Source organism: Massilia sp. HP4 (assembly GCF_005222695.1).
Lineage (GTDB): Bacteria > Pseudomonadota > Gammaproteobacteria > Burkholderiales > Burkholderiaceae_D > Telluria.
Window position 1 is genome coordinate 44,679 of record NZ_STGG01000030.1, and the last position, 15,836, is coordinate 60,514.

Consider the following 15,836-nt stretch of genomic DNA (forward strand, 5'->3'; position numbering starts at 1 on the left):
GGCAATTTTCTGGCAGAATACGCCCCCTGACAAGGAGGCTAGGTAATGGGCAAGTCCCGATGGAAGACATGGACCCTGCGCGGGGTGGGGGCGCTGCTGGCGCTGGTGCTGCTGGCAATCCTGGCCGCATGGCTGTTCCTGCGCGCCAGCCTGGCCCAGCTCGATGGCGAGCGCCGGGTGGATGGCTTGTCGGCCGAGGTCAGGGTCGAGCGCGACGCCGATGGCGTGCCCGTGATCAGCGGCGCCAGCCGGCAGGACGTGGCCTATGCGACCGGCTTCGTCCACGGCCAGGAGCGCTTCTTCCAGATGGATTTGCTGCGCCGCACGGCGGCCGGCGAATTGGCCGAGCTGTTCGGGCCCAAGGCCTTGCCGCCCGACCGCAGCAACCGCCTGCACCGCTTCCGCGCCCGCGCCGAGGCGACCCTGGCGCGCCTGCCGGCCAACGAGCGCGCGCTGCTCGAGCGCTATGCGCAAGGCGTCAACGATGGCATCGAGGCGCTCGGCGCGCGTCCCTTCGAATATGCGCTGACCGGCGCCGCGCCGCGGCCGTGGACGGCGCCCGATTCGCTGCTGGTGGTCTGGGCCATGTATATCGACCTGCAGGGCGCCCAGCAGGCGCGCGAGCTGGCGCGCGGCTGGCTGCGCGAACACAGCGACGACGCGCAACTGGCCTTCCTGCTGCCCGAGGCGACGGCTTTCGATGCAACGCTCGACAAGGGCAAGGCGCCGGCTTCTGGCCCGCTGCCGCCGCAGGCCCCGGCCTGGTGGGGCGCAGCGCCCACCGTCCCCGGCGCCCCGGTCAGGCTGGCCGGCCTCGACGTGACCGACTCGGTCGGCAGCAACAACTACGCGCTGGCCGGCAGCCGCAGCAGCACCGGCGCCGCCATCGTGGCCGACGACATGCACCTGGGGCTGCGGCTGCCGAATATCTGGTACCGCCTGGTGCTGCGCTTCCCCGACCCGGCTGCGCCCGGCGGCCAGCGCCGCCTGGCCGGCGTCAGCCTGCCCGGCGCGCCGCCCTCCGTCATCGTCGGCAGCAATGGGCAAGTGGCCTGGGCCTTCACCAACAGCTATGCCGATTCGCTCGACCTGGTCGAGCTGCAGCGCGATCCGGCCCGTCCCGGACAGGTGCGCCTGCCGGGCGGCTGGGAGACGCCGCGCGAGCACGTCGAGTCGATCGCCGTGAAAGGCGCCGCGCCCGAGCGCATGGTGGTGCAGGAGACTTCGCTCGGACCGATCCGCACGGTGGCCCAGCGCAGCTACGCGGTGCGCTGGATCGCCCACGATCCGGCCGCGCTGAACATGAACCACCTGAAGCTGGAGTCGGTCGCCAATGTCGAGGATGCGCTGCGTGCTGCCGCCAGCGACGGCATCCCGGCCCAGAACTTCGTCGCTGGCGACGTGCACGGCAATATCGGCTGGACGATCGCCGGCCTGCTGCCGCGCCGCGCCGGCGATCCGCAGGCCGCCACGCCGGCAGCCAGTTTTCCGTTCGCGCCGGATAGCGCCGCATCGACCTGGGCTGGTGTGCTGCCGTATGCCGACCACCCGCGCATCGTGAACCCGGGCGACGGCCAGATCACGACCGCCAACAGCCGCCAGCTGATGGGTGGCGGCCATGCGCTGCTGGGTGACGGCGGCTACGACCTGGGCCAGCGCAACCGCCAGCTGCATGAGGGTCTGTTGGCCATGGGGGCCAGGCTCGACGTGCGCCAGGCCTTCGATGCAGCCCTCGACGACCGCGCCATCCTGGTCGGCGATTGGCGCCAGCGCGCACTGGGCGTGCTCGACGCCCAGGCGCTCGAGGGCCACCCGCAGCGCGCCGAGTTCCGCCGGCTGCTGGAGGGCAGCTGGAGCGGCAGGGCAAGTGTCGAGTCGGTCGGCTACCGCCTGGCGCGCGACTTCATGTGGGCCGTGCACGACCTGCTGTACGGCCGCGTCAACGCGGCCCTGAAGGAGATCGACCCGAAGGCCAGCGCGGCTGCCGCCAGCACCCGCTGGCAGGCCGTGGCGGCGCGCCTGCTCGACCAGCAGCCGCAGGCCTGGCTGCCGGCCGGCCACGCCTCATGGCGCGCGCTGCAGCTGGCGGCGGTCGACCGCGCCATCGCGGCGCTGCAGGATGCGCGGATACCGCTGGCCGAGGCCTCCTGGGGCCAGCGCAATACGGCCGATATCGCGCATCCGATCAGCATGGCCGTTCCCGCGCTGCGCCCGTGGCTCGCGGCGCCGGGCGAGCCGCTGGCGGGCGACGCCCACATGCCGCGCGTGGCGGGGCCGAACTTCGGCCAGTCGGAGCGCTTGACGGTGTCGCCCGGCCGCGAAGAAGAGGGCCTGTATAACATGCCGGGCGGGCAGAGCGGGCATCCGCTGTCGCCGTTCTTCCTGCGCGATCACGCGGCCTGGGTCGAGGGCAAGCCGACGCCACTATTGCCGGGGCCGGTGCAGCATACCTTGCGGTTCGTACCCTGACCCGTGCCCTGAAGCCGACCGTTATTTGGCCGGCAAGGCCTGCTGCGCATGGTGCAGCATCCCGGTGATCTTCTCGGCGCTCGAAGGATGGCCGAGGTAGTAGCCCTGCACCATGTCGCAGCCCAGCTCCTCGAGCAGCAGGAGCTGTTCGTTGGTCTCGACGCCCTCGGCCACCACCACCATCTTGAGGCCGTGGGCCATGGCGATGATGGCGCGCGTGATGGCGGCATTTTCCGAGTCCTGCGGCAGGCCGGCGATGAAGCTGCGGTCGATCTTCAGCGCGCGCACGTCGAAGCGTTTCAGATAATTCATCGACGAGTAGCCGGTGCCGAAATCGTCGATCGACAGGTGCACGCCGATGCCGCGCAGCTGCTCCAGCGTCACCATGGTGGCGCGCGCATCGTCCATCAGGGTGCCTTCGGTCAGCTCCAGCTCCAGCAGGCGCGGCTCGAGCCCGGTGTCGTTCAGGGCAGACAGCACGATCTGCGACAGGTTCTCGTCCTTGAACTGCTTGGCCGACAGGTTGACCGCGATCCGTAGCAGGCGCCGCGTCAGGCGCTGCCAGGTGCGCGCCTGGCGGCAGGCGGTGCGCAGCACCCATTCGCCGATCGGCACGATCAGGCCGGTCTCCTCGGCCAGCGGGATGAACTCGGTCGGCGGCACCAGCCCGCGCTCGGGGTGGCGCCAGCGCACCAGCGCCTCGACGCCCACGATTTCCGAGGTGCGCACGTCGCGCTGCGGCTGGTAGACCAGGTATAGCTCGTCGTTCTGCAGCGCGCGGCGCAGGCCGACTTCGAGCTTCACGTGGCTCATGATCTGCATGGTCAGCGAGGAGCTGTACAACTTGGCGTTGTTCTTGCCGCAGTTCTTGGCGTGGTACATCGCGGTGTCGGCGAATTTCAGCAGCGATCCGCAATCGTCGCCGTCTTCGGGAAACAGCGAGATGCCGATGCTGGCGGTGACGAAGATCTCGTTGCCCTCGATGATAAAGGGCCGCCGCATCGCTTCCTTGACGCGGGTGGCGACGTTCAGCGCATGCTCGACCCGCTCCAGGTCGGGGATCAGGATCGTGAATTCGTCGCCGCCCAGCCGCGCCAGGTTGGTCGCGCCGGCATCGCGTGGTTCGCTGCCTTCGCCGCGCGAGACCAGGTCGCTCGGACGGGTGGTTTCGCGCAGGCGCTCCGATACCATCTTGAGCAGCTGGTCGCCGGCGTTGTGGCCCAGCGTGTCGTTGATGCGCTTGAAGGCGTCGAGGTCCATGAACAGCACCGCGAACTTCTTGTTGCCCATCTTGGCGCGTTGCAGTTCGCGTTCGAGCGTCTCGAGAAAAGCCTGGCGGTTCGGGATGCCGGTCAGGCTGTCGCAATAGGCCAGGCGCCGGATCTGTTCTTCGGCGCGCTTCCTTTCGCTGATGTCGCGCACCAGGCCGAGCACTTCGGACGGGCTGGTGGCCACCAGGCGCGCCTCGAAATGCAGCACGTCGCCGCATTCGACCAGCTCGTACTCGACCGAGCGCACCTGCTGGGTGGCGAGCACGGTCTTCATCTGCTCCAGCATGCGCGTCGCGATCTCGGGTGGCAGCGTGTCGGCCAGGTGCTTGCCGATGAAGGGCGTGCCCGCGAAGGGACCATTGGCGGGACGGCCGGGACAGTGCTGGCCGGGGCGCTCCTGCCGCACGCGCGTATGCCCAGGTTCATAGTCGAGATAGAAGCCGTCCGCATTCAGGCGAAAGAAGGTGTCGGGAATCGCTTCCAGCACCGCGCGGTTCTGGGCGTCGGCAATGCGCAGGCGGGCGATGGCGTCGCTGGCGCGCAGCACGTACAGCACGCGGTGGCCGAGGATCGGCCAGTTGATCGGCTTCGAGACGAAATCGGTGGCGCCGGCCTCGTAGGCCTGGGTCACGGCTTCGACGTCGTCGCTGCCGGTGACCATGACGATCGGCACGCAGGCGCCGTTTTTCTCGGCGGCGCGGATCGCGCCGCAGGCCGTGAAGCCGTCCATGCGCGGCATGTCGACGTCCATCAGGATCAGGTCGGGCGCCCGTTCCTGCGCCAGCCCGACCGCTTCCAGGCCGTCGCCGGCCTCGATGCCTTGCAGCCCGACCTGGGCCAGCATCTCGAGCATCAGGAGGCGCATGACGGGATCGTCGTCGGCGACGAGCACCGTCCCGCGCTGGGTGGAGGCAGAAGCTGGCATGTCAGGATTCCTTTTCAAGCAGGGCGTGGAGCGACTGGCGCACCGACTGGAATTCGCGCTCCATGTCGGCCAGCAGGGATGCGGCGCCGTCGACGCTGCCATTGCGGCCGAGCTGTTCCAGGTCGCGGCACAGCACGGCCAGGCGCGCCGCGCCGATATTGGCGCTGGCCGACTTGAGGCCGTGGGCGATGCGGCGCAGGTTCTCGGCGTCGCGCGCGTTCACCGCCTGGCGCAGCCCGTGCAGGTGGCGCGGGGTGTCGCCCACATAGGCATTGATGACCTTCTGCACCAGCACGTCGCCGGCATCACGGCTGAGCGCGCGGATCTTTTCGAGGGCGGTGCGATTGACCGGATCGTGCGCCGCTGGCGGGGGCGGCGCCTGCACCGGCGCCGCAGGCGCGGCGGGCGGTGGCGCCAGCTCGGCCTCGAACGTGTCTTCTGGCTCGTCGTCGTGATGACGTTCGGCCAGCAGCGGCAGCGCGACCCAGCGTCCGATCACGGCCGCCAGCTGCTGCTGGGTGAACGGCTTGGACAGATAGTCGTCCATGCCGGCCGCGAGGCAGGCTTCGCGGTCGCCCTGCAGTGCATTGGCGGTGATCGCGATCACGGGCAAGGTGCGCGCGCGGCCCATTTCGCGCTCGTGGCGGCGGATCTCGCCGGTGGCGGCGAAGCCGTCCATCACCGGCATCTGGCAATCCATCAGCACTGCATCCCAGCCGCCTTCCTGCACCGCGTTCAAAGCCTCCTGGCCATTGCGGGCGCAATGGGTCTCGAGGCCCAGGCTTTCCAGCATCGCCCGCGCCACTTCGACATTGACCGGATTGTCCTCGGCCAGCAGCACGCGCCGCGCGCGCCGTACCGGGTGCAGCCGCGCTGCCGGCCGCGACCGGGGGGCTTCGAACGGCGCCGCCGAAGGGTGGGCCGAAGGGTGCGCCGGGGCGGGACCGGCGGCGGGATGGCGTAGCCGCGCCGCGCGCGCCGTCAGGCAGGCAAACAGGTCGGCCGCGCGCGCCGGCTTGACCAGCTGGTAGGCCACGCCGGCCTCGCGCCGCTGCACCGGATCGGCGGCCAGCCGCTCGGGACTGAGCAATACAAAATGGGTATGAATCGGGGTGGACCGCGCCACCGCCTCGGCGCGCACCGAGGCCGCCAGCGCCAGGCCGCTGGTCTGGGTCAGCTCCATGTCGAGTACCGCCGCATCGAAGGCGCGGCCGGCGCGCGCGGCGCTCACCAGGTGCTCGAAGGCGGCCGCCGCGCTGGCCACGCCTTCGCACGAGGCGCGCCAGGCTTCCAGCTGCTGCACCAGCTCGGCGCGGCTGGCGTCCTGCTCGTCCACCACCAGCACCCGCAGGCCCTCCAGCGTGTGCTGGCGGTGGCCGGGCGCATCGGGGTCGACGCGGCGCTTGTCGAAGCTGACCGTGAACCAGAAGATCGAGCCCTGCCTGGGCGCGTTCTCGACGCCGATCGTGCCCTTCATGAGTTCCACCAGCTGCTTCGAGATGGCAAGGCCAAGGCCGGTGCCGCCATATTTGCGGGTGGTGGAATCGTCGGCCTGCGAGAAGGCGTTGAAGATGCGCGCCCGGGCGTCGCGCGAGATGCCGATGCCGGTGTCGTGCACCTCGAAGCGCAGCGCCACCCGCTGCGCGTTTTCTCCGGCCACCCGCACTCGCGCCATGATGCGGCCTTCAAGGGTGAACTTGATCGCGTTGCCGATCAGGTTGGCCATGATCTGGCGCAGCCGGTTCGGATCGCCGCAGATCGCTACTGGGATGTCGTTGGCGATGTCGAAGTCGCAGCCCAGGCCCTTGGCCGCCGCCTGCGGGGTGTACACATTGTGGATGTCGTCCAGCAGGTCCCACAGGTTGAAGTTGATGTATTCGATGGTGAGCTTGCCGGCCTCGATCTTCGAGAAATCCAGGATGTCGTTGATGATGACCAGGAGGTGCTCGCCCGAGCGCTTGACCAGCTGCGTGTAGTTGCGCTGGGCCTCGGTGAGCTCGGTGGCCAGCAGCATGTCGGTCATGCCCAGCACCCCGTTCATGGGCGTGCGGATCTCGTGGCTCATGGTGGCGAGAAAACCGCTCTTGGCGCGGCTGGCCGCTTCGGCCGCATTCTTGGCCTTCTCCAGCTGTTCGGTGCGCACGCCGACCTGGCGTTCGAGCTCGTCGCGGTGGTGCAGCAGGGCCGCGCCGCGGTCCTCGATCTGGGCCAGCATGGTGTTGAAACTGTCGATCAGCACGCCCAGCTCGTCGCTGCGCGTGTGCTGAACGCGCAAGGCGTAGTTCTGGCTGGCAGAGACTTTTTGCGCGGCATGGATCAATTTGGCGATCGGCTCGGCGATGCTGCGCTTGAGGGACTTGGCCAGCCCCAGCGACACCAGCAGGGCCGCCCCCATCGCCAGCCCGATCACGACCAGGCTCGCGAGGATGTCGACCCACATCGGCAGCAGGTCGGCCTCGATCATCACCGCGCCGACCGGCAGCGCGCCATGGCGCACCTCGTGCACCACCCGCATATGGCGCGACAGCAGGGCGCGGCCGGCGCGGTTGGCCGCGGCCACGGTATCCGGTTCGAGATCGGTCAGCGGCGCCAGTTTGGCGCCCAGGCGCGACGGCGCGCGGTACTCGGCCAGCGCGCGGCCGAAACGGTCGTACAGCACGGCCGCTGAAATGTCTTGCTGGGCCTCGAGCGCGGCCAGCGTGGTATTGGCCTGGCGCCTGTCGACCAGCATCAGGTCGCCGCTGCTGGCGGCGCCAATCACGCGCGCGAAGGCGGCCAGTTGCAGGTGTTCGGCCTGGCGGTGGCTGATAGTCGAGCTGACGGCGAAGGCGATGAAGACGAACAGCAGCGCGGTCGCCGTCGACAGCAGCGAAATGACGTTCAGCTTCCGGTTCAGGCTAGAGCGCTCGAAATTCTGCATCGCGGTTCCCGCAAACGGCACAGCGCAGCGGATCCGGCAACGGTGCAGATCCTCCTAGCGGGCAAGATCCCGCAGGAAAAAAATATACGCACTAGGGGAGGGGGCAGCTTTGCGACATCGCAAATGTGGCAAAGGGAACAATTCCATGTCGCAATTAGCACAGACGGGCGCAAAAAAGAAGGGACGCCGCGGCGTCCCTTCGATCGAGCCATCATGCCCCCATCAGCAGCACGACGCCCGGCTTCCCCCATACCGCGCCTCCTGGCGCTCGCGGAAGAATTCCTCGTACGTCATCGGCGCCTGGTCCGGGTGCGTACGCTCCATATGCGCCAGGTAGGTGTCGTACTCGGGCAGGCCGACCATCAGCCGCAGGCTTTGCCCGAGGTAGTTGCCGGCCTGTTTGAGGGTGCCGAACATCACGGCACCTGCGCGGCGGGCATGGCGACGTACGGCGACTCCTTGGCGGTCGGCGCAGTCGACTTGCGCGCATCCATCACCGTGCGGATGCCGTAGTACAGCACCGCCAGCACGACGAACATGAAGAAGCCGGCCAGGCTGGCGTTGACGTAGTCGTTGAAGATGATGCGCTCCATGTCGAGGATCGACTTGGCCGGCGCCAGGATCTCGCCCGCGTCGTGCGCCGCCTGGTACTTGTTGGCGTGGGCGACGAAGCCGATGCGTGGATCGCTGTGGAAGATCTTCTGCCAGCCGGCGGTCAGGGTGCAGGCCAGCAGCCACAGGGTCGGCATGATGGTGACCCAGGCATACTTGGCGCGCTTCATCTTGAACAGCACGCAGGTGCCCAGCATCAGCGCGATCCCGGCCAGCATCTGGTTGGCGATGCCGAACAGCGGCCACAGGGTATTGATGCCGCCCAGCGGATCGACCACGCCCTGGTACAGGAAGTAACCCCAGGCCGCGACGCACAGGCCGGTGGCCAGCAGGTTGGCCGGCAGCGAGTCGGTGCGCTTGAGCGATGGGTTGAAGGCGCCCAGCAGGTCTTGCAGCATGAAGCGTCCCGCACGGGTACCGGCATCGACCGCGGTCAGGATGAACAAGGCCTCGAACAGGATCGCGAAGTGGTACCAGAACGCCATCATGGCCGGTCCGCCCACCAGGTTCGACAGGATCTCGGCCATGCCGACCGCCAGCGTCGGTGCGCCGCCGGCGCGCGAGATGATGGTGTGCTCGCCGACGTTACGTGCCATCTGCTCCAGTGCTTCAGGGGTGATCACGAAGCCCATCTGCGAGACTGCGTGCGCCGCCGACTGCGCGGTGGTGCCCAGCAGCGCGGCCGGGCTGTTCATGGCGAAGTAGATGCCCGGGTCGATGGTCGACGCGGCGATCAGCGCCATGATGGCCACAAAACTTTCCATCAGCATGCCGCCGTAGCCGATGAAGCGGGCCTGGGTTTCGTTTTCCAGCATCTTGGGGGTGGTGCCGGACGAGATCAGCGCGTGGAATCCCGACACCGCGCCGCAGGCGATCGTGATGAACAGGAAGGGGAAGATGTTGCCGGACCAAACCGGGCCGCTGCCGTCGATGAACTTGGTCATGGCCGGCATTTTGAGGTCAGGGGCGACCACGATGATGCCGATCGCCAGGCCCAGGATGGTGCCGATCTTGAGGAAGGTGGACAGGTAGTCGCGCGGCGCCAGCAGCAGCCACACGGGGATGACCGCGGCGACAAAACCATAACCGATCAGCATCCAGGTCAGTTCGGTGCCGGTGAAGGTGAACATCGGGCCCCAGGTCGGCGAATCGTGCACCCACTGGCCGCCGATGATGGCCAGCATCAGCAGGACGAAGCCGATCAGCGAGATCTCGCCGATGCGGCCCACGCGCACATAGCGCGAGTAAATCCCCATGAACAGCGCGATCGGGACGGTTGCCATCACGGTGAAGGTGCCCCACGGCGAACCGGTGAGGGCCTTCACGACGATCAGCGCCAGCACGGCGAGAATGATCACCATGATCATGAAGGTGCCGAGCAGTGCGATCAGGCCGGGGATCTCACCCATCTCGGACTTGATCAAGTCACCCAGCGAACGGCCGTCGCGGCGGGTGGACATGAACAGCACCATGAAATCCTGCACCGCGCCGGCAAACACGACGCCGGCCAGGATCCACATCATGCCGGGCAGGTAGCCCATTTGCGCCGCCAGCACGGGGCCGACCAGCGGGCCGGCGCCGGCGATCGCGGCGAAGTGGTGGCCGAACAGGACGTTCTTGTTGGTCGGCACATAGTCGAGGCCATCGTTGAACTTGTAGGCCGGGGTCTGGCGTGTGGGGTCGAGCCCCATCACCCTGGTGGCGATGAACAGCGAGTAGAAGCGGTAGGCGATCAGGTAGACGCAGCCGGCGGCCGCGACGATCCAGATGGCGTTGATGGTTTCACCGCGCTTGAGCGCGATGTAGCCGAGCGAGAACGCGCCCAGGATGGACAAGGCGATCCATCCGAGCATGCTCGAGAGACGTTTCATGGGTGACTCCTCCGAAGTGGATTGATGCTTTTTTTACGCCAGTACGTGCCGACGCCATTATTTACAGCATGCCGTTGAGTATCTTGCACTATTGTCAGTACCGCAAGCGCATGATTACGCAGTCCCTACGTAGTCCTACGTAGCCCGGTCTTTCTCTCATCGGACGTAGAATGCAGGCCTTCGAATCGAACCATGCGGAAGGCATATGCGGCTGAGGCAAAAAGTGATCGTGCTGGCAGTCGTGCCGCTGATCGTGGCGCTGTGCGCGATCGCGCTCTACGTGCGCCAGCAGGCGGTGACCCTGGCGGCCGAGCAGCGCGCCACCATCCAGCGCGCCTACCTGGCGAGCAAGGAGGCCGAGCTGCGCCACTACGTCGAGCTGGCGACGCGCTCGATCGCGCACCTGACCCGCACCGGCGACAGCGGCGCGGCCACCCAGCAGGAAGCGATCCGCATCCTGTCGAGCCTGAGCTATGGCGACGACGGCTACTTCTTCGTCTACGACGACCGCGGCAAGAACCTGATGCACCCGCGCCAGCCGGAGCTGGTGGGCACCGATATGTGGGAATGGCGCGACTCGACCGGCGCGCCGACCATCCAGCGCCTGATCGCGCTGGCCAGCCAGGGCGGGGGCTTCTTGCGCTACACCTGGGCCAAGCCGTCGAGCAACCGGCCGGCGCCCAAGCTGGGCTACGTGGTGCCGATCGCGCACTGGAACTGGGTGATGGGCACCGGCATCTACCTCGACGACGTCGAGTCGGCGCTGGCGCTGGTCGACGCCCAGCAGTCGCGCAATATCGAAGAGACGCTGTTGTGGATGGCGGTGCTGGCCACCGTGGCGGCGGTCGGCGTGGCCGGCGGCGGCCTGGCCCTGAACATCAGCGAGGGAAGAGTCGCCGACGCCAAGCTGAAGGCGCTGGCCCAGCGCGTGGTGGAATCGCAGGAAGAAGAACGGGCGCGCCTGTCGCGCGACCTGCACGACGGGATCAGCCAGGCGCTGGTCTCGGTCAAGCTGCAGCTGGAAGCCGGCATCATCCGCATCGATGGCGACGCCGCGCGCCGCGAGCAGGGCCGCGCCGGCCTGGAACGCACGGTCGAGCAGGTCAAGACGCTGCTGGGCGAGGTGCGCCGCATCTCGCACGACCTGCGTCCGACCCTGCTCGACGATATGGGCCTGGCGCCGGCGCTGGACCACCTGGCCAGCGAATTCGGCGAACACGCGGGCGCCCCGGTGCGCTTTCGCGCGGCGGGCGCGGTCGACGCGCTGCCCGAGATCGTGGGCACGGTCCTGTTCCGCATCGCCCAAGAAGCGCTGACCAATGTCGAGCGCCACGCCCAGGCGCGCCATATCGAGATGGTGCTCGAGCGGGTGGGCGACGTGGTCAGCCTGTGCATCGCCGACGACGGCGTGGGCTTCGACACGGATGGCGTGGCTGTGCACCCGAAGCGCGGCATCGGTCTAAGGAATATGATGGAGCGCATGGAGGCGATCGGCGGACGCCTGTCGATCGTGTCGTCCTCCACTGGCACCCGGGTGGTGGCCAGCATCGATGTGAAGGAGCAAGGCCGTGATTGGTGATATGAATGGTGACGTGAACGAAGTAAGAGAAGTGAAGATCCTGTTGGTGGACGACCATCCGCTGGTGCGCGACGGCCTGCGCGCGCGGCTCGAGTCGGCGCCCCACCTGACCGTGGTGGCCGAAGCCGGCTCGGGCGAGGATGCGCTGGCGCGGGCCGGCGAATTCCACCCCGACCTGGTGCTGATGGACGTGAACATGCGCGGCGGCAGCGGCATCGAAGCCACGTTCCAGCTCACCGCGCGCTATCCCGGCATCGCGGTGCTGATGTTGTCGATGCACGACAAGCCCGAATACGTGAGCCAGGCCATGGCGGCCGGCGCGCGCGGCTATGTGCTCAAGGATGCGCCGGGCAAGGACATCGTGCTGGCCATCGAAACCGTGATGGGAGGCGGCATCTACTACAGCGCCGCGCTGGCGCGCCAGCTGGCCAATCCGGCCGCGCCGAGCGACCAGCTGACCGCGCGCGAACAGGAAGTGCTCAAGCATATCGCCGCCGGCCAGTCGAACAAGCAGATCGCGCGCGACCTCGATCTGTCGGTGCGCACGGTCGAGACCCACCGCCTGAACATCAAGCGCAAACTGGGCATCGAAGGCCAGGCCGAGCTGATCCGTTTCGCGGTGCAGCGCGCCGGTAGCAACTGAGAGTGACATCTCGGTATCCACTGGGAAACATTGCTGTTGCTTTAAAGTATTCGGTGCAATAAGATTGACTGAATATTACTGAGAAACATCCTATGGCCGAGCAGGGACAATATCCGCTGGTAGCAATCGACCCTGTCGCCAATGCGCAGAACGAGTGGGTGGCGCTCAGCTTGCGGCTGCCGCCGGGCGCCGACCTGCCGCAACGCCTGCAAGTGATGTTCGCCGGCTCCGAGCTCCTGGACGCGATCGCACCCCTCGACTGCCTGCTGCACCTGGACAGCCCGGCCGCCCTGACGGTGCCGGTGCTGGCCCTGCTGCCGGCCAATCGCGTCGGCCTGGTGATCGCGGCCGCCGCGCTGAACGCCGGCAGCGCCGCGCGCCAACTGGCCGAGCTGCACGCCTGCGGCTACCGCATCTGGCTCGACGGCAACGTCCCCGAAGGCACGAAGGCGCCAGCGGCGCTGCGCGCCGTGGCGCGCGACTGCCGCGCCGAGCGCGCCGATCGCGCCACGGCGCTGCCACCGGGCCGCCTGGTGGCCCTGTTCGGACCGCACCTGGCGCATGGGGTCGACCGCGCGCGCGACTTTTCCACATGCGAGATCGCCGGCTTCGACTGGTTCAGCGGCGACTATCCTTACGACCCGGACGCCGCGCCGTCGGCGGACGACGACGGCAGCTCGCGCCGCCGCATCCTGACCTTGCTGGGGTTGCTGGCGCGCGACGCCGAATCGCGCGAGCTTGAACACCAGATCAAGCAGGACCCGACCCTGGCCTATCACCTGCTCAAGCTGGTCAACTCGGCGGCCTTTGCGGTGAGCACCGAGATCACGAGCTTCGCCCATGCGATCACGGTGCTCGGCCGGCGCCAGCTGCAGCGCTGGCTGCAGCTGCTGCTGTACGCGCGCCAGCAGCCGGACGGGCTGCCGAACCTGCTGCTGCCGCTGGCGGCGCGGCGCGCTGCGCAACTGGAAGCCTTGAGCCGCGCGGCGGGCGGCGACCGCGATGCGCAAGACCTGGCCTTCATGACCGGCGTGTTCTCGCTGCTCGACCGCCTGCTGCACATGCCGATGGCGGCGATCGCGGCCGACCTGTACCTGCCCGACGGGGTGGCCGGCGCCCTGCTCGAGCGGCGCGGCCGGCTGGGCGCCTGGCTGCGGCTGGCCGAGACGCAGCCGGACGCGCTGGCGCTGGAAGAAGCCGGGGTGAGCCCGGGCGACTGGTGGGCCAGCCAGCTGCACGCCTACCACTGGGCAATCCAGGTGGGCCGGAATGTCTGACCTGCGCGAACTGGTTTCCTTCGACTTCGTCGGCGGCACGACCGCCGTCTGCGACGCCATCCTGCGCCTGCGCGGCGAGGCCCTGCACCAGGAGCTGGGACGGCTGGCGGCGCTGCTGACGGGCAGTCCGGACGGGCGCTTCGTCCCGGGCGCCGGCCTGATCGACCCGAACCTGCCGGGCGCGCGCTTGTTGCGCCACGCGGTGGCGGCCGGCATCGAGCAGTTCGGCTGGTACGAGGTAAGCGGCGGCGAAGGCTACTGCCCCGAGACCGAGCGCAAGCTGGTGGCGCTGGCCCACCTGACGGCCAGCCTGATGCAGATGCATGCGCTGGCGCAGCGCTCCACCCACGCCTATGCCCAGATGGAAGCGCAACTGGCGCACCAGTCGCAGATCCTCGACCAGATCCACGAGTCGGTGCTGACGATGGACCAGATGGGCTACATCACCAGCTGGAACCGCGGCGCCGAGCAGCTGTTCGGCTACACTGCGCTGGAAGCGATCGGCCGCAACATCCTGTTCTTGTACGCCGACGAAGACGATAGCGGCGACATGCAGCCCGACCTGTTCGCGGAGCAGGGCGGGCGCATGATGGAAGTGCGGCGCCGGAAAAAATCGGGCGAGGTGTTCTGGGCCAGCCTGTCGCTGTCGCCGCTGCGCGACCTGGCCGACCGGCCGACGGGACTGATCGCCTATCTCACCGACATCACCGAGCGCAAGCAGGCCGAGGAACAGCTGCACCACCTGGCCTATTACGACGAGCTGACCGGCCTGCCGAACCGCACCTTGTTCGCGCGCCTGGTCGACCAGGCCCTGATGGGTTCCCAGCGCAACGACCTTGGCGGTTGCGTGATGTTCGTCGACCTGAATCGCTTCAAGCGCATCAACGACACCCTGGGCCGCCGCATCGGCGACGAACTGCTGCGGCAGGTAGGCCAGCGTTTCAAGGACGCGCTGCGCGACGAAGACGTGGTGGCACGCCTGTCGGGCGACGAGTACGCGGTGGGGCTGTCCGACATCCGCCAGCACTTCGAGGCCACCACGGTGGCGCAGAAGCTGCAGGCCTCGCTCGACGCGCCGTTCTATATCGGCGGGCACGACCTGCGCGTGGGCGCCAGCATCGGCATCAGCGTGTATCCGCAGGATGGCAACGATGCCGAGACCTTACTGGGACTGGCCGACATCGCGATGGAGCGCGCCAAGCGTGCCGACGCCAATCCGGACCGCAGCGTCGCGTTCTACAGCCAGGACATGAACAAGGGCATGCAGGAGCGCATGCGGATCGAGTCGGGCCTGCGCCATGCGCTGGGCAATGGCGAACTGATTTTGTACTACCAGCCCAAGTTCGAGATCGCCAGCGGGCGCATCGTCGGCGCCGAGGCGCTGGTGCGCTGGGTGCATCCGCAGCGCGGCATCGTGCCGCCGTCGGAGTTCATACCGCTGGCCGAGACCACGGGGCTGATCGTGCAGGTGGGCGAGTGGGTGCTGGAGCAGGCCTGCGCGCAGGCGGCGATCTGGCAGCGCTCGGGCATTGCGCCGTTCAGGCTCGCTGTGAACGTGTCGGCGCGGGAGTTCACGCAGTCGTTGCCGGGGCGGGTGTCGGACACCTTGCGCCGTTATCAGCTCGATCCTTCGTGGCTGGAACTGGAGATCACCGAGAGTACCCTGATGCACGACTTCGAGCGGGTGACGGCGATCATGGACCGGATCACGTCGTTGGGGGTGTCGTTGTCGCTCGACGATTTCGGGACGGGTTATTCGAGCTTGTCGTATCTGAAGCGATTCCCGATCCAGACCTTGAAGATCGATCGGTCGTTTACCACCGGGATTCCGAAGGACGCGAGCGATTGTGCGATTGCGGGGACCATTGTGAGCATGGCGCGGCAGCTTTGCCTGCGCGTGATCGCGGAAGGGGTGGAGACGCTGGATCAGCTCGAATTCTTGCGCGACGCGGGATGCGACGAGGTGCAGGGGTATCTGTATGCGGCGCCGTTGCCGGCGTATGAGTTCGAGCGGTGTTTGAGGGATAACTGGTTGTTGATTGGGTGAGAAGGTACCGTCTCGACGCAATACGGGAACAACCTGACCAGCCGAGATGATTTATGTATAATGCCGGTTCCCTAGGGAAGCGTGGCCGAGTGGTTGAAGGCAGCAGTCTTGAAAACTGCCGACGGTGTGAGCCGTTCGTGAGTTCGAATCTCACCGCTTCCGCCAGTTTTCACGATCAAGCCGTTGATTTTCGACGGCTTTTTTGTTTCTGCGAACCGGAAT

Annotated in this window: 9 protein-coding genes and 1 tRNA gene; 6 read left to right on the top strand and 4 right to left on the bottom strand. The window is 67.6% G+C overall.

Annotation, left to right across the window (positions count from 1 at the left end):
- Nucleotides 1-45 precede the first annotated feature (45 nt).
- Entirely contained in the window at nt 46-2,469 is a 2,424-nt protein-coding gene (locus E8M83_RS11970) for a penicillin acylase family protein (RefSeq protein ID WP_137173591.1), read from the top strand.
- A 21-nt stretch (nt 2,470-2,490) separates the two neighbouring features.
- Here E8M83_RS11970 and E8M83_RS11975 read toward each other — a convergent pair whose 3' ends face one another.
- The 4 genes from E8M83_RS11975 to E8M83_RS11990 all read right to left on the bottom strand — a co-directional run bounded on the left by E8M83_RS11975 (nt 2,491) and on the right by E8M83_RS11990 (nt 10,068).
- Nucleotides 2,491-4,665: a bifunctional diguanylate cyclase/phosphodiesterase gene (locus E8M83_RS11975; protein WP_137173592.1), complete on the bottom strand. Its 2,175-nt coding sequence runs from the start codon at nt 4,663-4,665 to the stop codon at nt 2,491-2,493.
- Between the two features lies 1 nt (nt 4,666).
- Entirely contained in the window at nt 4,667-7,585 is a 2,919-nt protein-coding gene (locus E8M83_RS11980; RefSeq protein ID WP_137173593.1) for a response regulator, read from the bottom strand.
- 222 nt (nt 7,586-7,807) lie between these two features.
- Nucleotides 7,808-8,002 (bottom strand): YbdD/YjiX family protein, encoded by a 195-nt coding sequence (locus E8M83_RS11985; protein ID WP_137173594.1) that lies wholly within the window; start codon nt 8,000-8,002, stop codon nt 7,808-7,810.
- Nucleotides 8,002-10,068 (bottom strand): carbon starvation CstA family protein, encoded by a 2,067-nt coding sequence (locus tag E8M83_RS11990; protein ID WP_137173595.1) that lies wholly within the window; start codon nt 10,066-10,068, stop codon nt 8,002-8,004. Before E8M83_RS11990 ends, E8M83_RS11985 begins: the two co-directional genes overlap by 1 nt.
- Before the next feature lie 205 nt (nt 10,069-10,273).
- On the opposite strand from E8M83_RS11990, the gene E8M83_RS11995 reads away from it, so the two are divergent.
- The 5 genes from E8M83_RS11995 (at nt 10,274) to E8M83_RS12015 (ending at nt 15,779) form a co-directional block, all read left to right on the top strand.
- Nucleotides 10,274-11,647 (top strand): cache domain-containing protein, encoded by a 1,374-nt coding sequence (locus tag E8M83_RS11995; RefSeq protein WP_137173596.1) that lies wholly within the window; start codon nt 10,274-10,276, stop codon nt 11,645-11,647.
- A gap of 1 nt (nt 11,648) precedes the next feature.
- Nucleotides 11,649-12,290 carry a response regulator transcription factor gene (locus E8M83_RS12000; protein WP_137173601.1) on the top strand — a complete coding sequence of 214 codons (642 nt, stop codon included), beginning with the start codon at nt 11,649-11,651 and terminating at the stop codon, nt 12,288-12,290.
- A 92-nt stretch (nt 12,291-12,382) separates the two neighbouring features.
- Nucleotides 12,383-13,567 (top strand): HDOD domain-containing protein, encoded by a 1,185-nt coding sequence (locus E8M83_RS12005; protein ID WP_137173597.1) that lies wholly within the window; start codon nt 12,383-12,385, stop codon nt 13,565-13,567.
- Nucleotides 13,560-15,614, top strand: a complete 2,055-nt coding sequence (locus E8M83_RS12010; protein WP_137173598.1) for a bifunctional diguanylate cyclase/phosphodiesterase — start codon at nt 13,560-13,562, stop codon at nt 15,612-15,614. Before E8M83_RS12005 ends, E8M83_RS12010 begins: the two co-directional genes overlap by 8 nt.
- Before the next feature lie 75 nt (nt 15,615-15,689).
- Nucleotides 15,690-15,779: transfer RNA gene (locus E8M83_RS12015), tRNA-Ser, on the top strand.
- The last annotated feature ends 57 nt before the right edge of the window (nt 15,780-15,836 follow it).